Genomic DNA, 22,116 nt, shown 5'->3' on the forward strand with positions numbered 1-22,116 from the left:
CTTACGATGAACTTTATTGATAGGTAATATAGGAGCACAACTACACCAATTTTACTTTTATTTACAATAAAATGTTTCGTCCCAATCATAACAGATATTTCATATTCAAACAATAATTTGGCTAAGTTAAATTCTCAGAAACTCCAATTAATAGTTCAAAATGAACAGGAAAACCCGCAATGCTTGCGGGTTGGAGTTTAAGCAAATATTCTTATACAAATGGAACATTGGCAGGCAACCTTTGATTAATGAACCAATAATACAAAATCCCAATCCGGGCTCTTTTTTGAAATCAAAGAAGCCAGTACCAAGGCCACCCCTGCACTACCCGTTAGAAATCCTGCTTCATCTACTTCTCCGTCTTTCCCCTTTTGATCATAATAACCAAATAATGAATCCGGATTATACATATCCAACAAATCAACGACAAAGCGATCACGCATAGCGCTCAATCCTGGATGACCAGTGTCCGAATACATTCGTTGAATAAGATGCAATAGACCGCTTAATCCGTGACACAGCGTGGCAGATGTTAAACCTCCTTTCGTCTCCATTCGCTGTTCAATCTCCAAATATGCGTTCAAACCTGATGAAATCCACTCTTCATTCTGTACGGCATGTCCTGCAAGCCAAAGTGATCTTGCAATCCCAGGCGCACCATAACACCAAGAATCTCTATGTCCTCTGATACTGTCAGACTGTATTTCATCATGTAGCAGTTCTTCAAAAGAAACTCTTCCGGGCCAAATGGTTCCTGTAGAGTCCCTCATTTTCCATTTATTTACCCATTCCGCCAGTTTCCGAATATTTGCTTCGATACTATCTGTAGTCCATCCATTTATTGCCGATAAACTCATAAACGATAACGGTCCCGTTATGCCATGAGACAACCCCAAATTAAAGTTTCCATGGGGATATTGAACCTTCTCTTGTTCCAAAAATTGGTCCTCCGAACTTATATGCCATGCTGGTATTATGTATCCGTTATAGCTTTTTTCGTCACAAAAAATATCGAACAACTCAATAATTTGTTCCCAAATCATCTTCATTCGCGGTCGTTCGGGGAATAACATCACAACACGACCGATTCCGGCAAATCCTTGAATCGTGTCATATTGATCCATTCGAAGCCGACCCACTACCCATTGTTCTTTACAGATTTGGACTTTCTGTAGCACCAATTCTTCGAACCAGGACGCTAGGGTATCCAACATCCCTAGATAACGGGTTCCCCCTCTTGATAAAGCTCGTACACCTACTAATACACCTGCAAGTCCGCTATAAAGCGATAAACTGTGAATATTTTGCTGTTCGAGAGAACTTTGGATTTGCTGCAAATAATGATGCCCAATCCTATCCCAGCCTTCATCTGGGAACAAACGATCCATTTGACCCAGCAATAGACAAATCCCGGTAAAACCATTCGCGAGAGTCAGATCTGACCAAGCATCGATCTTCATCCCTTCGATCTCTCGCTGCGGAACCTTCCGCATCATGGATTGTACCTCTTCCGGATCCTTGTAACGCTTGGCAATGCATCCCAACACATGCGCAACTCTTTCTTCTACCGGTCCATTTAACGGTCTCCAAGCTGTGGCTAACGTTCTCTCTTTTATCATTTTCGGCCTCCTCCTGCGTACTCGACTCCAACTCCTTCATCTGTGAACGAACTCGCCTGTACACGGTACATTTGGGAATATATGCCGTCCAATTTGATAAGCTCTGCATGTGTTCCTTGTTCAACGATCTGGCCATTATCCATCACAAGAATCTTATCCGCGAGTCGTGCCGATGAGATGCGATGGGTGATGAATATCGCCATCCGTTCTTTCATTAAATCTTGGAACAACTGCAGCAAATTCTGCTCTGCCAGCGGGTCCAAAAAGGAAGTCGGTTCATCCAAAATATATACATCCGCACTTCGAAAAAAAGCTCGAGCAATCGCAATACGCTGCCACTGCCCTCCCGAAAGTTGAAAACCCTCTTCAAACCATCTTCCCAACTGCGTGTCCAAACCATAAGGCAGTTGCTTGATCGTTTGATCAATGGCCGCACACTTAGCCGCGTCCAGTAGCTGCTCATCTTGCTCTAGCTTATCCATGGATCCAAAACCTATATTATGACGTACTGACATTTCATAATGTACAAAGTCTTGAAAAACAATGCCTATACGCTCTTGAATTTGTTGTAGATCATAATCGAGGATATTATGTCCATTTACCTTAATGACACCTTGGTAATCTGCGTAAAGCTGCATCAGAAGCTTGACCAATGTCGATTTTCCTGATCCATTCTTACCTACAATGGCAATCGTTTGGCCTTTAGCCAAAGTAAAATGAAGATTTCGAATCGTGTCGCGGGATTGTCCCGAATAACGAAAAGAAACTCCTTCAAAAGAAATTTGCTCAATTCGAAAACTCTCATCACACGATACTTTAGGGGGAGTAAGCAACTGTTTCTGCCGCTGGACAGGATCTGATGTTGGCACTTTTAAAAATTGAAGCAACTGCTCCATATAAAGATTGCTTTGGGAAAATTTTATCATGCCATGGATCATCGCCTGCATCTGGCTCTGCGATAGCGTGATTGCCTGAATGTAGCCGTACAAACTTCCGATCAAGATTTCTTTATGGAAAGCTTCTTGGATCACAAGCCAAATCAACCAGAATAATAATGCAATTTCCAACATATCGTAAAGTAATTTAATACGGGTATATTTCATCAATATTCGCCGATCTACAAGCAAAAAACTTGTTAAAAAGTCGCGATAACGATTCAGCAAATAAGGGCCGAGTTGAAAAAGCTTCACTTCCTTAAAAGCGCTATCATTCGTCAACAAATAGGTCATATACCACGTTTGTCGATTTAGAGGAGTGCGATCCATATAAATGCGAAACTGTTCGCGATTAAGTTTTAATAGAGAATAGAATGAAATAGTAGAAATAATAAAAATAACAAGTACAACCCACCATTTCCATAAGATTAGTAAAACAGCGGAGGAAAGCATTGTAATGAGACTAGAAGCGATTCCCGCCATTTGCGTATATAGTTGATAGGGTCGGTATGACGATTCCTGATTCGCTCTCTTTAACTGGTCGTTTACCTCCGAATTTTCATAATCCGCCAGACCCAATGTAGTCGATTTTTCACAAACCATAATATTTAGCGTATTCGATAGCAATGTCTGAAGAATTCCATCCACATAGCTTTGTACAGCACTAATGACATTTTTCATCACGAATACAAGTATAAATAATGCAAATTGGGTTATTAGCCAAGCTTCTCCTTGTTTCCATGCCATTGAAACGCCATTTAGTAGATTTTGCGTAACGATTAAGGTGGCCACAGGCATAATGCCTTGAATTATGTACAAGAGGACGCTTGTAAGCGTGTACCTCTTATTCATCCGGAATATCAGTTGGAATAGCTGCAATCCGTGCAGAACAGACCGCAGCACAGAACGCAATTCATGGTGCACACCCTCCTGACCGTTCGTCATTGGAATGTCCTCCGGTACTGCACCAAGCTATTCATGGCATGGCGAGCCATAATCATTACCTTGCGCTCCTGATCCCGATCCGTTCCAAGGAACCGATTCAGATGCATATGAATTATACTGAACAATATGTCGTCTTTTGTGTTCGAAAGGACGCCCTTCTTCTCTTGATCCAGCAGCGTTTCCCAGTAACACCTCACCGCTGCTTCTCTTGTCTTAACAATTCGATAAACCACATCTCCCTCTGGATGAGACGGCTTTACTCCATTTTCTCCGCCTAACATCTGCATAAACAGCCGACGCTCTTGACGAAAATCATCCAGATAATCCTTCACATTGAATTTTTCATTAAGAAGTTCGTAAACCTCCTGCCCCTTGTTGCCAAATTGGTACAATAAATAAATCACACTTAGAACAGCTACGTTTTCCTTGCTAAGTTGTATCTGTTGGAATCGAATCAAACGAACAAGATTGGAGGTTACTTCGCTATCGGCAGCGAACAGCCGCTCGGCCAAGAGCATCAGTTCCGGTCCGCCATACCGTTCAATTTCCGGTTCATACGTATCTATAATGACCTTTGAGATCACTCCCTCCTGTAGTAATGTTTTTGTCCAATTGTGAAAGATACGTACAAACTGTGCTTCTTCTTTTGATATTTTGAAGCGAGCTCTAATGTGACGATTCGGATCGGAATAGCGAATAAAATACGCCTGATCGACAACCCCCTCCTCCCGACATTCTCGAACAAACCCTTCCCAATAACGCCCAATAAATTCGTCTTGACGGGTACCCAGACCATATAACTTGGCATAAAACCAAGGCCCGCCCGGTAAATGTATATGCCGGATTTCTTCTACGAGCGGCTTCGTATCTATTTCGCTCGTTGCGGCGATTTCTTCTAATGAGCATGTCTGTCCGCTCCCGCGCACGAGCGGAAACACGAATTCCGCAACCACCCGGCCATCGCTTCGATGAATAGGTAATTCCTCAAATCCTCCTATATGTTCGATTAACGTTACTTTAGCGTTTGATTTTAAATCTTTGCATATCTCTTCTACGTGCAGTGGATGATCAAGGTCAAGCAAGATTCGATTATCGAACTGAATCATATACACAAAACGGGGTACCTTCCACTCCTCCCGAAATTGTTGAACGACGAGTCCCAGATTCTCGACGTTTTCTTTCCCAGTCGTTATTTGAGAGATTTGAATTCTCCATGTCGCCGGGCAAAGTATAATCTTTTCATACCGCAAACGCGGCGTAAAGGGAGATTGGGCCAGCGACCCCCATTCTATTACCGACCATGGTCTGTACCCTTCTTGACTAACTTCCATTAAAAAGCGATAGACATTTGGGGCATTTCGGTAATTCAACATATGGCCGGCTGTAGGAACCACTTCTCGATTATGTTTTCGTGACTTCAGGTAAAATCGATTATGTCGTACACCAACCACAAGATCAGAGACATGAATTTGTTGTCCGGCTGGCATAGTATGATTCGTACCAATAGCTATTTCATACTTACGAAAATTTTCCGTGAGCACAACATTAGTAGACCTCCCTACACTTGGAAGATACGAAATCTCAGCGAATAGCTTACTAGGGGATAAGCGTTGTTCTTCCTGATGAATTATGTTAAACGTCTCTTTAAAGCGGTCACCGAACAAGTCAATAAAGCGCCCAAATGTCCTGCCTGCTCCGTCAGAGCCTGGATTAGGACTTAAAACCAAAGTGTATTCTCCATCGTCGAGCTTCTGATGATTGTGTGCAACCAGCTGAAAGTATAATTCCATAGACGGTAGGGGGATTAACTCCTGAGATTTGTTATCATCCATGAGTTGTTCGACCATTTCATCCGTGAGCATAACTTCTTGTTCGCCTCTATGCAGGCAGGATACGAACCATTGTAAAAGGAACTGTTCTTGTTTTGCCACTGTATTCGTTAACCGGCGTCGATGGCTCTGAGGGTTACTATACGTAGCGGGAGCCCCTAAACCCATTTCTTCATCAAGCAATTCGAGGATTGGAACTTCACGGTATGGTCCATAATTTTCCAAAAACTCATTACAGTATTCTTCTAGGTGCCTGTTCCTTCGTGATGAAGTTCGGCAAAGCAATTGTGCCGCTTTCTCCACATCTTTACGAATTCGATCAGTCAAAGTAATTGACCGGTCTTCTAAAGACAAGTCAATTTGTAATGGAGACTTCACATTCATAATCTCATTCATGGCTTTGCGCAATTGCGACAGCATTTCTTCACCCTGACCTACAGGAAGTAAGTTATACTTAAAAATGTCCTCTCGAATCCGATGAAGCTTATCTTTCAAATCCTCCATTCCCGTTATCGAATCTAATACAGACATCACATGTCCCAATGGATCTGTTGTCGTCGTTGGAGGTCTTAACTCCGAAATTAAAAATTCTTGTTCAAAAAGCTGCCAAACATAATGTTCAATTGTCTCTATTTCGGCTTTTTTGAAACGCTCCCGAATCCAAGAGATTAGTTTTGAATAAGAGATCGGATTCGTGCAAGCATCCATCACACAGTCAAATACAGCCGATGCACGAACAGATACGCTTTCGTTCCCCCCCTCGCCCAGTCCTCCATATCTTGTAGTATAAGGAAGCTTCGCTCTATTCCCCTGACGATATATTAAGGTATTGCGCTGAATCTTAAGTTGGCATACAACCTCACGTTTATTCTCTAGGCTTCCTATAATTTTTAATAACCATTCCATATCAGGCCTTGCATGTTTAACGTAAGTATCGATTCCGTTTAAATTAAGCCGAGATCGTTCTCCGAATTTCCCATACGTGACTCCCGAAAACAAACCAAATGGTGTCGGTCGAGTCATCATTCTTAATAAATAACGCATGAATCCTTTTACTACTTGCCCGCGTTTGCGTAAATTATCTTCGTTACCGAGGTGAACAAGTGACTCAAGCAAGTTTGGACTTGCCGCCGCGATCGCTTCACGAATGATGCTATCTTCGGACAATTCTATAAGATAGGCTAATGAGGTTCTCTTCAACGTTAGCGGTTCTTCACCTTCGGTCAGAAAATATTTAGAAAATAAGTCGAAAGGCAAGATAGGCGCGCGAACCATAAAAAAGTCCATAGCTCGATAAATACTAGTCTCCGTTGGCATTTGGCCCCTCCGTTCTCAGCTGTTGTTCCTAATGTGAAAAGAGGGACTAAATAAGTCCCCCCCTACCAACAAATCAATCGTATAACAAATTTTACAAATAATTATGAAAACAACTTGTCATTATTAGCACAGAGCGCCAATGTTGGTAAAGCAACGACCGCAAGTATCAACGCAAGTATTCTTCGTTTCACCATCGCCACATCCCCAACTGCAGTCAACAACACTTGTTACTTGGGGTGTAATAGAACCTTGAGACTTGTTCACCTGTATATCCAAGTCAAATTGATTGTCAGCCATTAGAATCTACCTCCTTCCTATCAGTTTTTATATGAACAATATTATCGAATCGATTATTATCACTCGAAATATTGTCATATATGGGTGCAATCTTTCATTTGAAGTTGTTCGCTTCAATGATTAAATTGTAACTCGAGAATTTAATCGAAATAAGTCTACATATGTATTATTTTTATTTATTTAGAAAATTGAGGATTATACTAATAGATATACGAGAAAAAAATAGCCTGTCCTACCCATCTTTCCACGGCATAGGATCAGGCTATTTTTTGCGTACGTTAATCCCGCATGTCGCAGCTGCTCAAAAACAGTCCCAGGTCATGCACCATTCGTTCGTTCGCGGGTCCCGGGAAAAGTAGGCACTGCCGGAGTGGTGTCCCCACATGAGGTTGCCTTTTCCCGTCGAATCGATCTGCAGCACGAACTCGAACGGCTCGTCAACCGACGTGCTGGGCTGAATAAAGCAAGGATGTCCTCCGACTTTAAATCCGTTATGCAGCTCGATCAGATCATGGTAATCCTCAATCTCGCCTTCGTCTCTCAGTTGCAGGATCAAATCCCGGACGTCCTCCGGAATGTCTCCCCCATCCCATACGGGATAGTCTTCCACCGGCTCGCCCGGCCGCATCGGAAACGGCTTCAAATGCGAGCTCGTCTTCATCTGCTCTAACGGCGACAGTTCTTCCAACGACGCGTAGGTGCGGATCAGCCAGTTCGTTCCGTTCGGGTCTTCGTCCTGCGGATGATTCGGTCCGAAAAAGATCGTGAGAAATGCTACATCCTTGAGAGCCTCGGGCACGCAATCCAGCGCGGACAAGTTCACTTGTCCCAAAGCCCACATCGGCGTCCCATCTGGATTCGTTGGCCACCTTTCGTCGCGCGCGGCGACCGTCACCTTGCCGAACCAAGGTGTGAGCGGGTCCTCCGGCGGACGAAAGCCGCCGATTTCGAACACGACGGCGGGCCGCATTAGGCTCTTTTTAATTTTTTCAATAGACTCTACGGTTTCGTTCATCTCCCAATCCCCCGTTACCTTTTTTTCATTTCGCAAACGATATTCACGATGAGTGAGACAGGCTGCTTCCCTGCACCAAAGCCGCTCCCTGCCAATGAAAACATGCTTCGTTAACGGAGCCATAGCGCAATCGTTGCCATAGAGCACGATCACCGAAGGGTCCTCTTCCGGGCGACAATGTGCGCCCCCAATCGCCACGACATGCTTGCTCCGATGCTCTCCCCCCGTTACCCGTCCTTGCGGGAACGCCCGCTCTCCAAACCGCGGTTGTAATCACTTAAATATTGGCTTAAACGAGCAACCTGCTCGCTAAAATGGTCCAGCTCCTCCGGAGGCACCTGCGCAAAAATAACATCCGCGTGCTCGGAAAACTGTTGCCTCCAGCGAAGCAATTGCTCCTTCCCCAGCTCCGTCAACCGGACATTCATGATGCGCCGGTCCTCTTCGGAGCGCATCCGTTCCACCCATTGCTTTTCTTCCAATTTGTCAACGAGATTGGAGGCTGCGCCGATGGTGATACCCAGAACCTCGGCAGTATCGTTGATTTTCATCGATTCCTTATGCTCCAGCTTGAAGATCAGCGCCACTGCGGACGGCGGAACCTCCACCACCGAACTGAGCAGACACAGCGTCTGGTTCAGCTTGCGGTTCATGTCCAGAAGGCTGTGCCACAACGTATTCATTGAATTCGAAGGCATAAGCGACCCACCTTAACATCGTTCTCTTTCCATACTACACCATACCCGAGGCAAAAGAAAAATTTAACATAAACCCCGTTGACAACATCCGGGACAGTGATATATATTTTAGCGCAAATACTATTTCTACAATAGTATTATTGGAGAAGTATTCAGTTCCATTTTCTCATAAGGAGGCTGCCATTTGTTATGAAGCCTGAAGCAGCAAGCCCGTCGTTTCGGGAATCGTTAATTATTCCTCTATGGGGTCTCACCGTCCTGCTGGTCGTCATGAATACCACCATGTTTAACGTCGCGCTGCCGACCGTAGCCCATGATTTGGGACTGACCACGACAGCCGCTTCGTGGATCGTCACGGGCTACTCGATCCTATTCGCCATTTCTTCCATCACATATAGCCGCTTGACCGACTTCGTCCCGATTCGGACGCTGCTGTTGATCGGCCTTGTGCTGCTCGGCATCGCCTCCGTAGTTGGCCTGCTGTCGCATCATTTCTACGGCGTGCTGGCCGCCCGTTTGCTGCAGGCGATCGGAGCGGCGTCCGCGCCGGGGCTCGGGGTCGTCCTCGTTACCCGGTATATTCCGCTGGAGCGCAGGGGCAAATCGATGTCCGTCATTATTTCCGCGGCGTCGCTCGGCTTCGGCCTCGGCCCGATCGTCGGGGGCGCGATGACGCAATATTTCAGCTGGAACTCGCTATTCGTCGTGACGGCTTTGGCGCTGCTGACGATCCCGGTATTTTACCGTAATCTGCCCGAGCAGCCGTATACCCGTATTCAATTCGACGGATGGGGCGCTCTCTTCATCGGCGTCGGCGTCACCGGGCTGCTGCTCTTTCTGACGCTGCATCCTTGGTGGGCTCTGGCGCTCGGCCTGTTGTCCCTGGTCGCCTTTTGGTTCCGTATTCACCAGGTCGACCAGCCTTTCCTGCAGCCCTCGCTGCTGCGCAACCGGCCGTACATGAACCTGACGGTGATGGGATTTGTGGCTTATGTGCTTCATTTTGCCACGCTGTTTATCATGCCTCTCGTGATCATTCGTCTGTACGGGCAGAGCTCCGCCGTCACCGGATTTCTCATTTTCCCCGGGGCGATTCTGACCGCGCTGCTCTCGCCCCGGATCGGCCGCTGGATCGACCGGCTGGGCAACACTCCAGTCATCTTGGCCGGACATGCGACCCTGCTTGCCGCTACTTTCGTGTTTGCGCTGCTCTCCACGCAATACTTGTACGCCATCACCGCAGCGTACATGCTGATGAGCGTGTCGGTGTCCGCCATCGGATCGAGCGTATCGAACGAAATGTCGCGCATTCTGGCGAAGCATGAAATCGGCGGCGGGATGGGCATGGCGCAGCTGACGCAGTTTTTCGGCGGCGCGCTAGGCGTGGCGCTCACCGGCGCTTCGCTTGTCTGGCAAGCGTCCGCTCCGCTGCAAGCCGCTTACCGGAACATCTTCTGGGTCATGGCCGCGGTCGCTGCCGTTTCCCTGTTCGTCTCCGTCAGCTACGTCCGCGCAACCCGCAGAGCAGCTCCGCTGCCCGCTGTCGAAGAAGCCACGAACGCCGGATAAAGCCGTATCCCATCGAAAATGTTTAATTAGAGCCCGGATTTCCTTAGCACAGGAAGCGGGCTTTTTTCATCTCAGCGAAAGTCCCGGCATCTCTAAAAAAATTTTAAAAGCTGATTCGGCAGGATTTGTGTCGCATTATGTCGAACTATTCAACTGCTCATCTAATGGCATATTATGCCTGAATACAAGAAGCGGAAGGTGTTCCTCACGTGGAAAAATCAACTATCATCGGCATTATTCTCGCAATGATCGCAGTAGGGGTGGGCATGGTTTTAAAAGGGGCAAGCCTGGCTGCACTCGTCAATCCGGCGGCCATCCTCATCATTTTCGTCGGAACGGCGGCGGCGCTCTTTATCGGGTTTTCCATGGAAGAGCTTAAATTGTTTCCGAAGTTAATGAAAATTGTGTTCACCGAGCAAAAGACAATCTCGAAAATGGAACTCATCGACATGTTCACGGACTGGGTAGCGATTACCCGCCGCGAAGGCTTGCTGGCTATGGAGAGCAAGGTGGAGGAAATCCCCGATCCGTTCCTGCGCAACGGGATGCGCATGATCATCGACGGGAACGATCAGGAATTCGTTCACGACGTATTAATGGAAGATATACACACGATGCAGGAGCGGCATCGGACGGGGGCGCAAATTTTCACGCAAGCCGGGACCTACGCACCGACCCTCGGCGTTCTCGGGGCGGTTGTCGGTTTGATCGCAGCACTCAGCAACTTGAGCGAAATCGAGGCGCTTGGCCATTTGATTTCCGCCGCATTCGTCGCTACGCTGCTCGGCATCTTTTCGGGATATGTGTTATGGCACCCCATCGCGAATAAGCTGAAGCAAAAGTCGAAGAAAGAAGTGGAATTGCGTCTGATGATGGTGGAAGGACTGCTTTCCATTCAGACCGGCATTTCCGCAACCGCCGTCCAACAGAAGCTTATGGTCTTCATTCCGACGTCCCAGCGGGAAAAAAATAACGACAATGCGGTGAAAGCGGATGAGTAAAAAACGACAAGAGCATCACGAAGAACACGTTGACGAATCGTGGCTGATCCCCTACGCCGACCTGCTGACGCTGCTGCTTGCGCTGTTCATCATTTTGTTCGCCGCCAGCCAGACCGACCAGAAGAAATACAAGACCATCATGCAGTCGTTCAACTCTGCCTTTACCGGCGGCGTAGGGCAATTCAACTTCTCGAACCTTATTCCGCTTTCGACGGAACCGAACATCGATCAGAAGAAGTTCGACCAGCCGACCAATCCGGCGACGCCGAACGCTTCGGGACAGCAGCAAAAGCAGCAGGATCAGCTTAGCAGCCAAATGGCGAAGGAGCAGGTTGACCTCCAGCAGCTTAAAGAAAAATTGGACCATTACATCGCCGAAAACAAGTTGTCCACCCAGTTGGAAACGAAGCTGACCGAAGATCTCCTGATGCTTACGATTCGTGACAACGCCTTGTTCTCGTCCGGCTCGGCCACGGTCAAGCCGGAGGCGAAGCAGCTTGCGGGCACGATCTCCGAGATGCTCGCCCAATATCCGAATTATCGGATCGAGGTCGCCGGCCATACGGATAACGTGCCGATTCGAACGGCTGCCTTTGAAACTAACTGGGATTTAAGCGCCAAGCGGGCTTTAAATTTCATGAAAATTTTGCTCGAAAACGATAAAATCGGTCCGGAGCGCTTCCGCTCCATCGGATACGGTGAGTACCATCCGATCGATACGAACGATTCCGAAACCGGTCGTGCGAAAAACCGCCGCGTCGAGGTCAGCATCCTGCGCAGCGTGAAGCCGCCGCAAATGATTGATGCTGCTGCGAAGCAGCCGTAGCCGCTATCGGCCGCAAGCCTATTGAAAAGAGAAGAGCCCAACCCGCACGCTGTCGGCGTACGGATTGGGCTCTTTGCGTATTACAATTAAATCCCTCTACTTAAATCACTTTCGTAAGTAGTATTTTGTCATCGCTTTGTCCCTCTATTTAACGTTTGAATGGTGGCATAGTGTCTTTTCCAGCCTCAAATGAAGTAATTCCGTTTGTAGTTCCATGGTCATTCGATGAAGATTTGAAACAATGTCTTCAAGTACAAATTTATGAAATAGCCTTGTTTGATCGCTCGTCATGTTTAAGACTGCCATTGTACAAGCTTCGTACGTCTGAATTTGCCGCATCAGTTCTTCTTCCTCGGCATCCAATCTGTCTATGAGGGAACCTTTCATATTCATGTCTTCAACTCTCATAAGGTCGCCTGATGCTGGCCGATAGATTCAACGTCAACATATTAGTACAACCCACCATAAAAACTGCGACGCTTCACATGTATTCTGGGACAATCTACTTCGCTTTCTTCCCGCTGAAACAATAAGCAGTAACCATCTTTTGCTTGGCCCGCTTTTGAGACTTGAACATAACTGGTCACATTCATTGAAAGTTCCCTCCGTTACAGAAATTTTTAGATTGTTGTAACCACTAGAAACTACATAATGTATTGTCTAATGAATACATTTTATATCATCTAGTAGATACATTCAATACAAACTTTCTTTTACCGTCTTTTCATCATATAATTTATGAAAAGATGTTCGGAGAGAGGTAGCAGTATGGCAATTAAGGTTCGGTTAAAAGAAATACTCGAACAAAGAGAAATCTCTCAGCGTAAATTAGCAAGAAAAACAGGATTAACACCAAATACGATTAATCATTACTGTTCTGAAAATATTGACCGTGTACATCTAAGTACCTTAGACGCAATATGCAGAGCACTAGAAATTGACTTGCATGAATTACTTGTTCTTGAAAACGATAAAGAATTGAATGAAATATAATTATTATCTCATCTAAACTAACATTCCTTGGGACCAAAAAAAGCTATTCACCATATACCCCAAACAAAGCTATCAAATCATGTCCGGATTTTATTCCGAAACATAAAAAAGGAGCAACGCCCTTACCACTTTAGCCATGGCTCGAAAGTTCGCTCTCATATAATAGTGAATAGCAGCTCTTGCTTGCAAGCTAACAAAATTCCCCCGCACACGCCCCACTTTCACGGCGGCGTAAATTCCGGCATCCTGATCGACGGCTTTGAATCAGAACCTTCCTTCCATCGTCCGCTAAATCCGGCCAGAACTCCGATTCTTTCGGCTTTTGTGCGAGATCAAATGCATTTTGGAGGCGGAAGGATATGAGCTTTTGCGCAAGTAAGCCATTAACGAACGCAATCCTCCTCCATCGTGAGGGTATACCAATTGCTGCAGCACGGAATTCAAGGAAGCCGCAAGCAATGACCGTTTTCCTTTAAGACATCAAAGCTTTCAGCACTTTCCCGATCGAGTCGCGGATGACGTGAGTCGCCCGCCTGTCATACGGCGTCGAAGACTGGTTGATCAGAATCAGCTTGTCGCCGGCATATTCTCCAACCAGCGCGGCGGCCGGGTTGACGGTCAACGACGTCCCGCCGACGATCAGTACGTCCGCTTCCGCAATATGCTTTCTGGCCTTCGATAGGATGTCCCAATCGAGGCTTTCCTCGTACAGCACCACGTCGGGCTTTACAATCCCTCCGCAGGCATCGCAGCGGGGAAGCATCGTCTCGTCGCTCGTCACGTGGTCGAGGTCAAAAAACTTGCCGCAGCCCATACAGTAATTCCGGTGCACCGACCCGTGAAGCTCCAGCACATGACGACTGCCCGCCATCTGATGCAGTCCGTCAATGTTCTGGGTGACGACGGCCTGAAGCTTTCCCGTTTGCTCCAGCTGCGCCAACACCTCGTGAGCCGCGTTCGGTTTGGCTTCCCTATGAACCATGCACGCGCGGTAAAAATCGTAAAACTCCGCCGGACGCTCCATAAAAAAACTGCGGCTCAGCATAACCTCGGGCGGAAAAGCATGCTTGGAGGCCGTCTGATACAGCCCCGTTGCCGAACGAAAATCGGGGATCTGACTCTCCGTCGAAGTCCCCGCTCCCCCGAAAAAGACAATGTTTCGACTGTCCGCAATCCATGATTTGATCTCTTCAACCGCCATACCCGGTCCTCCTTGATTCCTGATTCACACCGTTCCATCCGCCGGAAAACGGAGCCCGATCTGCTTGCGGGCCTCGTCCATGATCGAGATCGCGGCCAATGAATTGGCGTGCGAGTTCGTTGCAGACTCCAGCCTTCCGGCTTGCAGTACGTCGATAAACTCCTGTACTTCGTAATACATCGACTTGCTGCTTTGTGGGCGGGTCAATACCTCGACCGAACCGTCGCGGTAACGGATTTCCACATGCTCCGGCTGACTGATTTTGTCGATGACGAGGGTGCCGTGCTCGCCTTGAATTTCCGCCGGCGCGTACGAGTTGACAATCTTGGAATGCGTCAACACCGCTTCCATCTGCCCATAGTTTAGCAGCAGGCTTCCCTGCCCGTCCACGCCGGAGTCAAGCAGCAGACCGTTCGCCTGAACGCGGTCCGGCTGGCCGAACAGCACAACCATCGGATAAATACAGTACACGCCCAGATCCATCAGCGACCCATTGGATAAGGCGGGATTAAACGCATTCAGCACCGTCCCCTGCTTATAGACGTCGTAACGGGAGGAGTACTGACCGTAGCTTGCCGCATAGCGGCGGACCGGACCGATTTTGGACAAATGCTCCTGCACTGCGCGGAAATTCGGCAGCAGCGTCGATTTTAACGCCTCCATCAGCAGCACCCGGTTCGCCTTCGCCGCGGCGATCATCTCCATAACCTCCGTCCGGTTGGAAGCCAGCGGCTTCTCGCAGAGCACGTGCTTCCCGTGATTCATCAGCAGCACAGCCTGCTTCGCATGGAAAGCGTTCGGGCTTGCGATATAGACGGCATCGAACGCATCGCTCCGCGCCATCGTCTCCAAATCCGTGAATTTGTGCGGGATTTCGAATTTGGCCGCGAAGGCCTCGGCCTTCTCTTCCGTCCGCGAATAAACCGCCGTTAAGGCAAACGCCTCGCATTCCCGCGCCGCGCGAATAAACTCTTCCGTAATCCAGTTCGTTCCGATGACCGCAAATCGTATCATGTTTGATTTCCTCTCGTCGTGTAATTTGTCGTCATGCCTATCCTCTTATTGTATAGGAGGAGAGCGCGAGAGGCCAACTGAATTTTCCAAATCTCAGCTTCGATCGGATAAACGTACAAAATTAGGGTAAAATATCCATAAAATCTTATGTTAAGGAGCCGCCATGATCAGCAACCGCGAACTGAAGGGACAAATCGAAGAATTATCCGAGCAAAACCAGTTTCTAAGCGACGAGCTGCAGAAGATTAAAAACTTGATTGAGAGCCAATCCAACAACCCAACCTCGAACCAAGACCAGAGCAAGCAAGGAGGAGAACAAAACAACAATTGCTCCGATGCGTTGTTCGATATGGCCAATGATTTCATCAAGCTCAAAAAGCTGACGAGCGATCTGCAGGCGAAGATGCAAGAGTATGCCTCGAATCAGAGCCGCGGCTCGCAGTTAACGGACGAGGATGTCATCAATCTGATCATCAATATGATGAACGGGATGATCGATTGGACCATCGACTTCGTGTCCAAACAGAATCAATCGCAAGGGCAGATGCAGTAAGTAAAAAAGGCAACAGGGTTCCGTGCCTTGATAAAAGAGTCAGCAGCAGTCCAGGACAGACGCGAAAAATAAAGTTCTAGACTGCTGCTGTTTCATTGAACTAACATTCTTCGGTAGTTCAATGACGACTTCAAATTTCGAAAATTCGTGGAGTTTATCGGGCGCCGGGGGAGAACAGCAGCACCGGGAGGGTCCCTTGGGTTAATGAAATCATGCCGCCCTCCAAAGCCATAAAGTCAGGAGAGCGGCTTTTTTACTTGCTTACCCTTCGCTCCGAAACACGCTTTGGCCGCCTCTTCCCAGATTTCCTTATAGTTGAACTTGAGGCCGATCAGCATACAGTTGCCGATGTTGTCGATGACCATCGTGAGCATATGCGCCTTGGCCGTAATCCGTTCGCCCGGGATGACGCCAAGCTTCGCGCCGTGCGTCAGCAGCTCCTCGAATCCGTTGGCGAACCCTTCGATAACCACATGGAGTCGCTGCTCGTATTTCAGTTCATTGCGGGAGCCCCTGATCATGTATTCGTTCAGGACGCGGGGGAAATAGTCGTCCTGCCGCTGCTCCTCGATCATCCGATAGCCGTCGGCCAACAGCTTCGCTTCGAAGTTGTCTTTCGTATAGTCCTGGATGGAAAAGGATTTCGGAAAGTCGATTTCCTTCTTGATTTCCTCGAAGAGAACGTCGATCAGCATATCTTTGGAAAGAAAGTGATAGTAGATCGCGGGCTTGGAGATCCCCACTTCTTTGGCGATCATGGACAGGCTTGTTTTGTCAATCCCGTGCTCGGCGAACAGCCGGTAGGCGGTTTCCAAAATTTTGGCGTAGGTTTCGTTGATAACAATCACTCCGTTAATCGTTTTATGGCGGGTGACGTCTCAAGAACGCCCCCGCTTGTCGGGAATCAGATAGCTGAACCAGAGGAAGCAGCCTAGATGAATATGCTCTCATGCACTCTCTGTGCTGCGAAATGCACCGATAACGTGCGGGAATTTGTAGAACCCGATAAACCTAAGAAATCTAGCCACTGGCATTTCTACTTCTGCATCTTCGTGTTGAAATCCTCCTTTTCGGAAGAGGGCAACATTTGGCCATAGGTTAATAATCTGTCAGATCTATGAGCAAGTGTGGGAAGAAGTGAAAAAACAGCCGAATTGGTTCTGGGTGTCAAGGTAGCCATAATCGCATTAAAGCTCTTCAGCACCGCCATGACTTCACTCGAAATCGCAGTCGCTAAAAAGCTGGCATTTTCATGGAATGCAACCGCTATCGGATGTCTGTCGTAGAAAAAATACAAGCCCGGCTCCGACATGTTGGTCATGCAGAATCGGGCTTTTTCAGTTGGGGGGATGTCACCCTGTACAATCGTGCGGCTATCGCACCACAGTACACAACAGATACTTTGTTATGATTGGCGTTGCGGAAGTTTTTTAAGAAACTGATCAATGGAATCATGATAAGCGGGTACGGTAATTTGTCTAGGCGTGAATAAGAAAATCAATGTCGACTTTAGTTCCGAGTTAATGGTATCGGTGTGTACTGCGCCATGGTCGGCATCCGGGAAAACTTTCACGGTTAACTGCTCCGGTTTGACTATCTTGCGATACACTTCTTCCGTATTTTTGTAATCCACGTTAATGTCGTGTGCACCCAGCATCAGAAGTACCGGTGTTTTGAAATTCGGTAAGTCATGGGTCGCATCCGACAAAAAGTTTTTGCCAGCAAATATCCATCTATCTTCTGTCATTAATCTATCCTTACGAGCAATTTTTAAATATTCCTCATACGGAACTTGTTGTTTTAAAAGTTTGTTCACTTCAAGATCGTATGCAGTTTTCGCTTGAATTTCAGCTTCAGAATATCCTTTCTTCTCCATTTCCGCACGGGAATGATATAATCCTTGCTCTACCCAATTAATAGCGGGTGCCAGAAGCATACTAAATGCGATCGGCTCTTCTTTGGCGAGTTTTGGAATAACCCATCCTCCTTGGCTCGCTCCCCAAGCCCCAATCCGATGCTCGTCAATCATAGGCTGTTGCTTTGCCCACGCAATCGCCTGTCTCGCTTCTACTACCCGATCGTCGATGGTTTGATGCTCCCAGTTGCCTTCAGAACCATTAAGGCCGCGTTTATTTAGAGACAAAGAGGCATAGCCTATGGAAGCTAAATGTTCCCAGAGGGGTTTATATCCATCATCATGAGTGGAATTAATAGCACCATCGCCATGAATAAATAGAACGAGTCCTAATTTCCCAGTATAATTTTGAGGCAGTACGAAAGTACCGGTTAACTTGCCTTGAGGTGTCTGGATCTCTACATCTTGTTCGACCATATCGTAGTTATGTTGTGCAAGAATGTAAACCCCTGAACCAACTACTAAAAATATCAAAATAAGAATGGAAATGAATATTTTCTTTTTCATCATCGTTCTCCTTACAAAAGGATTTTTTTGATCAATATAAAATGGTCACTTTCTTTTTCACAAATCGCCTATTTCCAGTATCAAGCGCGCGAGAAAACGGTTAGAGCTTATCGGGCAAGTTCTTCATGATACGCCGCCCTTCCGAAGTAAACTTCTGTAAGTCTATCGCGGTTCTGTAGCCTGCATCCGCCAGTATTGACGCGTCTCTTCGTCACGGACAACGACGCCGTGCTTGGTTACCTCGCTGCGCAGCTCTTTGGCTTCGCGCCCGTCCTCATTCTGGAGCGCTATTTCGCGCGCCTTCAACAGCGCGTTGACCGCAGGCGGCAGATCGGGGGCATCCTGCACCCAGCGGTGGTACTGCTCCTTGTACGGGTCGCCGTCGGGCGACCAAGGATACCCGTGCCCCATTAATGCACTGACTATACGCTCGCTCGCCCATTCGTAGGTTTCACGGGCGAGCTCCTGCCCCGCATGCCCAAGGAACACAAGCTGCTTGCCGTCAAGGAAAACCATGCTTATATTTTCGAAACTGAGCTCTTGAACGACCCCGTCTTTTTCCAGCCGGATCGTTTCGCCAGAGACCACCACACGCAGCGTATCTTTGATCACCTCCTCGGCGAACCAGAGACCGGCGAGCAGGCCAAGAAGCGAAGTGACGATGGTGGTCACCCATGCCCCCGAGAAGGACGAAATTAGTTTAAGCGGCCCTTGAAACGGTATCCAAGGCAAGGTCGAAGCCCACTGGGCGATCATCGGGATGAAGTACCCGAGCGCAATACCGAGGACGGTACACCCTACAAATATCAGGGCACGGATAATAAAGGGAAAGCCGATTACGGTCGGTTTTTGGGACGACGGCCGCGAAGCATTCATATGATATTACCTCCTAAGATGACTCAAGAGATGGCGGATTAGGATCGCTACACCTCTTATTTACCTAACGGTAAGTCAATATTATCACAAAAACTAACATTTGCAAATAACGGATTTACAACAGCCCCAGAAATCGCGGTGACGCTCGACCTTTAAATCATCTCCGGCAAAATCATTTGGTTTTCCAGATACGCGGCTGGAAAACTTCGGAAAAATTCTGTCATCTCAGCTGGCTGTCGTAGAAAAAACACAAGCCCGGCTCCGACATGTAGGACATGCAGAACCGGGCTTTTTCAATTGGGGGGGATGTTACCCTGTACAATTGTGCGGCTAGCGCACCACAGTACACAACAGATAGCTTGTTATGATTGGTGTTGCGGAAGTTTTTTAAGAAACCGTTCAATGGAATCATTATACGCAGGTACGGTAATTTGTCTAGGCGCGAATAAGCTAAGCCATATCGCCCGTAGTTCCGAATTTGCGGTTTCGATGTGTACCGCTCTATGTTCGGCATCCGGGTAAATTTCCACGGTTAACAGCTCCGGTTTTACCATCTGGCGATACACTTCTTCCGTATTTTTGTAGTCAACGTTGATATCGTGTGCTCCCAGCATTAGAAGTACGGGTGTCTTGAAATTCGGTAAGTCATGGGTCGCATCCGACAAAAAGTTTTTGCCAGCAAACATCCATCTGTCTTCTGTCATTAATCTATCCTTACGAGCAATTTTTAAATATTCCTCATACGGAGCTTGTTGTTTTAAAAGTTTGTTCACTTCAAGATCATATGCCATTTTCGCTTGAATTTCAGCTTCGGAATATCCTTCCTTTTCCATCGTTGCACGTGAATGATATAACCCTTGTTGTACCCAATTAATCCCAGGCGCTAAAAGAAGGCTAAATGCGAGTGGCTCTTCTTTGGCAAGTTTCGGAACAACCCATCCTCCTTGGCTCGCTCCCCAAGCTCCAATCCGATTCTCGTCAATCATAGACTGTTGCTTTGCCCACGCAATCGCCTGCCTTGCTTCTACTACCCGATCGTCGATGGTTTGATGCTCCCAGTTGCCTTCAGAACCGTTGATGCCTCGTTTATTTAGAGACAAAGAGGCATAGCCTATGGAAGCTAACCGCTCCCAAAGGGGTTTATAAGCATCACCAAGAGTGGAATCAACAGGACCGTCGCCATGAACAAATAACACGAGTCCTAATTTTCCAGTATAATTTTTAGGTAATACAAAAGTACCGGTCAACTTGCCTTGAGGTGTCTGGATCTCCACATCTTGTTCAACCATATCGAAGTTTTGTTGTGCAAGAATATAAATCCCTGAACCAACTGCTAAAAGTAACAAAATTAGAATGGATATGAATATTTTCTTTTTCATTATCGTTCTCCTTACAAAAGGACTTTTTTGATCAATATAAAATGGTAACTTTCTTTTTCACATATCGCCTATTTCCGGTATCAAGCGCGCGAGAAAACGGTTAGAGCTTATCGGGCAAGTTCTTCATGATACGCCGCCCTTCCGAAGTAAATTTCTGTAAGTCTATCGCGGTTCTATAGCCTGCATCCGCCAGTATTGACGCGTCTCTTCGTCATGGACAACGACGCCGTGCTTGGCTACCTCGCTGCGCAGCTCTTTGGCTTCGCGCCCTTCCTCTTTCTGGAGCGCTTTTTCGCGCGCCTTCAACAGCGCGTTGACCGCAGGCGGCAGATCGGGAGTGTCCTGCACCCAGCGGTGGTACTGCTCCTTGTACGGGTCGCCGTCGGGCGACCAAGCATACCCGTGCGCCGTTAAAGCGCTGACTATACGCTCGCTCGCCCATTCGTATTTATCACGGGCCAGCTCCTGCCCCGCATGCCCAAGGAACACAAGCTGCTTGCCGTCAAGGAAAACCATACTGATATTTTCGAAACTGAGCTCTTGACCGCCCCCGTCTTTTTCCAGCCGGATCGTTTCGCCAGAGACCACCACACGCAGCGTATCTTTGATCACTTCCTCGGCGAGCCAGAGGCCGGCCAGCAGGCCAAGAAGCGAAGTGACGACGGTGGTCACCCACGCCCCCGAGAAGGACGAAATTAGCTTAAGCGGTCCTTGAAAAGGTATCCAAGGCAAGGTCGAAGCCCACTGGGCGATCATCGGGATGAAGTACCCGAGCGCAATACCGAGGATGGTACACCCTACAAAAATCAGGGCACGGATAATAAAGGGAAAGCCGATTACGGTCGGTTTTTGGGACGACGGCCGCGATGCACTCATATGATATTACCTCCTAAGATGACTCAAGAGATGGCGGATTAGGACTGCTACACCTCTTATTTACCTAACGGTAAGTCAATATTATCACAAAAACTAACATTTGCAAATAACGGATTTACAGCAGCCTCAGAAATCGCGGCGACGCTCGGCCTTTGAATCATCTCCGGCAAAATCATTTGGTCTTCCAGATACGCGACTGGCAATCCTCAGGAAAATTCCGTCATCTCAGCTGGCTGTCGTAGAAAAAACACAAAGCCCGGCTCTGACATGTAGGACATGCAGAACCGGGCTTTTTCAGTGGGGGGGATGTCACCCTGTACAATCGTGCGGCAGTACAGTTGTTGGGAGACAAATAAGTTTTGAAGTGGTTGTAACGACCAAAAAGCTCATTTCAACTCAATTACAAAACTTGCTGATCCTTTTTCAAGGCAAGTCAATTCTTCATAATGGATATGGAAACCTGAGAAAAGATCATTATATGCAATTGATAACATTTGCTTGGCTAAAGAAACTAACCCCTCTTTGTTTGCCTCAATTACAAAATCGTCTCCCTTATTAATTGCTCTTATTTTGAAATTGTTTTCCCATACAACTTTCAATCCCTTGGCAGGATCATATTCAGGAATATCAATTTCCACTGGCTTATTTCTAATGGTCTGCGAAGAGCTCCATGGGGAAAGGAGCACAGTGTGGACCCTGATTACACCAATTCCTTTATTGTTTCCCGTCCACCGTAGACGGTGCTTTCGAC

At 47.4% G+C, this 22,116-nt stretch carries 20 protein-coding genes; 5 read left to right on the forward strand and 15 right to left on the reverse strand.

Annotated features, from left to right (window positions below; translation table 11 throughout):
* Positions 1-245: 245 nt before the first annotated feature.
* The 6 genes from BLO51_RS15555 to BLO51_RS15575 form a co-directional block, all read right to left on the reverse strand.
* Entirely contained in the window at positions 246-1,619 is a 1,374-nt protein-coding gene (locus tag BLO51_RS15555) for a lanthionine synthetase C family protein (RefSeq protein ID WP_090673327.1), read from the reverse strand.
* The gene (locus BLO51_RS15560) at positions 1,616-3,499 is read right to left on the reverse strand and encodes an ABC transporter ATP-binding protein (protein ID WP_090673329.1); all 1,884 of its coding nucleotides are present in this window, start codon (positions 3,497-3,499) and stop codon (positions 1,616-1,618) included. The genes BLO51_RS15555 and BLO51_RS15560 overlap by 4 nt, the downstream gene beginning before the upstream one ends.
* A complete protein-coding gene (locus BLO51_RS15565) occupies positions 3,496-6,645 on the reverse strand; it encodes a lantibiotic dehydratase (RefSeq protein ID WP_090673331.1) in 3,150 nt (1,049 codons plus the stop codon). The genes BLO51_RS15560 and BLO51_RS15565 overlap by 4 nt, the downstream gene beginning before the upstream one ends.
* Before the next feature lie 123 nt (positions 6,646-6,768).
* Entirely contained in the window at positions 6,769-6,942 is a 174-nt protein-coding gene (locus BLO51_RS29615; protein WP_174551258.1) for an FDLD family class I lanthipeptide, read from the reverse strand.
* Between the two features lie 301 nt (positions 6,943-7,243).
* Positions 7,244-7,957, reverse strand: a complete 714-nt coding sequence (locus tag BLO51_RS15570; RefSeq protein ID WP_167670221.1) for a DUF1963 domain-containing protein — start codon at positions 7,955-7,957, stop codon at positions 7,244-7,246.
* Positions 7,958-8,184: 227 nt separating this feature from the next.
* Entirely contained in the window at positions 8,185-8,655 is a 471-nt protein-coding gene (locus BLO51_RS15575; protein ID WP_090673335.1) for a MarR family winged helix-turn-helix transcriptional regulator, read from the reverse strand.
* Between the two features lie 189 nt (positions 8,656-8,844).
* On the opposite strand from BLO51_RS15575, the gene BLO51_RS15580 reads away from it, so the two are divergent.
* The 4 genes from BLO51_RS15580 to BLO51_RS15600 all read left to right on the forward strand — a co-directional run bounded on the left by BLO51_RS15580 (position 8,845) and on the right by BLO51_RS15600 (position 13,044).
* Positions 8,845-10,224 (forward strand): MFS transporter, encoded by a 1,380-nt coding sequence (locus BLO51_RS15580; protein WP_090673337.1) that lies wholly within the window; start codon positions 8,845-8,847, stop codon positions 10,222-10,224.
* 209 nt (positions 10,225-10,433) lie between these two features.
* Positions 10,434-11,225, forward strand: a complete 792-nt coding sequence (gene motA / locus BLO51_RS15585; protein ID WP_090673339.1) for a flagellar motor stator protein MotA — start codon at positions 10,434-10,436, stop codon at positions 11,223-11,225.
* Positions 11,218-12,051: a flagellar motor protein MotB gene (gene motB / locus BLO51_RS15590; RefSeq protein WP_090673341.1), complete on the forward strand. Its 834-nt coding sequence runs from the start codon at positions 11,218-11,220 to the stop codon at positions 12,049-12,051. The genes motA and motB overlap by 8 nt, the downstream gene beginning before the upstream one ends.
* Before the next feature lie 768 nt (positions 12,052-12,819).
* Complete coding sequence (locus tag BLO51_RS15600; protein ID WP_090673343.1) at positions 12,820-13,044, forward strand: helix-turn-helix domain-containing protein; 225 nt, start codon at positions 12,820-12,822, stop codon at positions 13,042-13,044.
* A 472-nt stretch (positions 13,045-13,516) separates the two neighbouring features.
* On the opposite strand, the gene BLO51_RS15605 is transcribed toward BLO51_RS15600, so the two are convergent.
* A complete protein-coding gene (locus BLO51_RS15605; RefSeq protein WP_090673345.1) occupies positions 13,517-14,245 on the reverse strand; it encodes an NAD-dependent protein deacylase in 729 nt (242 codons plus the stop codon).
* A gap of 24 nt (positions 14,246-14,269) precedes the next feature.
* Positions 14,270-15,259: a Gfo/Idh/MocA family protein gene (locus BLO51_RS15610; protein WP_090673348.1), complete on the reverse strand. Its 990-nt coding sequence runs from the start codon at positions 15,257-15,259 to the stop codon at positions 14,270-14,272.
* Positions 15,260-15,422: 163 nt separating this feature from the next.
* Here BLO51_RS15610 and BLO51_RS15615 point away from each other — a divergent pair, with 163 nt between their 5' ends.
* A complete protein-coding gene (locus BLO51_RS15615; RefSeq protein WP_090673350.1) occupies positions 15,423-15,812 on the forward strand; it encodes a hypothetical protein in 390 nt (129 codons plus the stop codon).
* 236 nt (positions 15,813-16,048) lie between these two features.
* Here BLO51_RS15615 and BLO51_RS15620 read toward each other — a convergent pair whose 3' ends face one another.
* The 7 genes from BLO51_RS15620 to BLO51_RS15650 all read right to left on the reverse strand — a co-directional run bounded on the left by BLO51_RS15620 (position 16,049) and on the right by BLO51_RS15650 (position 22,003).
* A complete protein-coding gene (locus BLO51_RS15620; RefSeq protein ID WP_090673352.1) occupies positions 16,049-16,660 on the reverse strand; it encodes a TetR/AcrR family transcriptional regulator in 612 nt (203 codons plus the stop codon).
* Between the two features lie 188 nt (positions 16,661-16,848).
* Positions 16,849-17,133: a hypothetical protein gene (locus tag BLO51_RS15625; RefSeq protein ID WP_090673353.1), complete on the reverse strand. Its 285-nt coding sequence runs from the start codon at positions 17,131-17,133 to the stop codon at positions 16,849-16,851.
* An 84-nt stretch (positions 17,134-17,217) separates the two neighbouring features.
* On the reverse strand, positions 17,218-18,234 hold the full coding sequence (locus tag BLO51_RS15630; protein WP_090673355.1) for an alpha/beta hydrolase family protein: 1,017 nt from the start codon (positions 18,232-18,234) through the stop codon (positions 17,218-17,220).
* A 162-nt stretch (positions 18,235-18,396) separates the two neighbouring features.
* The gene (locus BLO51_RS15635; protein ID WP_090673358.1) at positions 18,397-19,110 is read right to left on the reverse strand and encodes a YqeB family protein; all 714 of its coding nucleotides are present in this window, start codon (positions 19,108-19,110) and stop codon (positions 18,397-18,399) included.
* A gap of 362 nt (positions 19,111-19,472) precedes the next feature.
* Positions 19,473-20,489, reverse strand: a complete 1,017-nt coding sequence (locus BLO51_RS15640; protein ID WP_090673360.1) for an alpha/beta hydrolase family protein — start codon at positions 20,487-20,489, stop codon at positions 19,473-19,475.
* Positions 20,490-20,651: 162 nt separating this feature from the next.
* Positions 20,652-21,365 (reverse strand): YqeB family protein, encoded by a 714-nt coding sequence (locus tag BLO51_RS15645; protein WP_090673362.1) that lies wholly within the window; start codon positions 21,363-21,365, stop codon positions 20,652-20,654.
* 386 nt (positions 21,366-21,751) lie between these two features.
* The gene (locus tag BLO51_RS15650; protein ID WP_217266746.1) at positions 21,752-22,003 is read right to left on the reverse strand and encodes an Imm32 family immunity protein; all 252 of its coding nucleotides are present in this window, start codon (positions 22,001-22,003) and stop codon (positions 21,752-21,754) included.
* Positions 22,004-22,116 lie beyond the last annotated feature (113 nt).

The organism is Paenibacillus tianmuensis, assembly GCF_900100345.1.
Classification (GTDB): Bacteria; Bacillota; Bacilli; order Paenibacillales; family NBRC-103111; genus Paenibacillus_G; species Paenibacillus_G tianmuensis.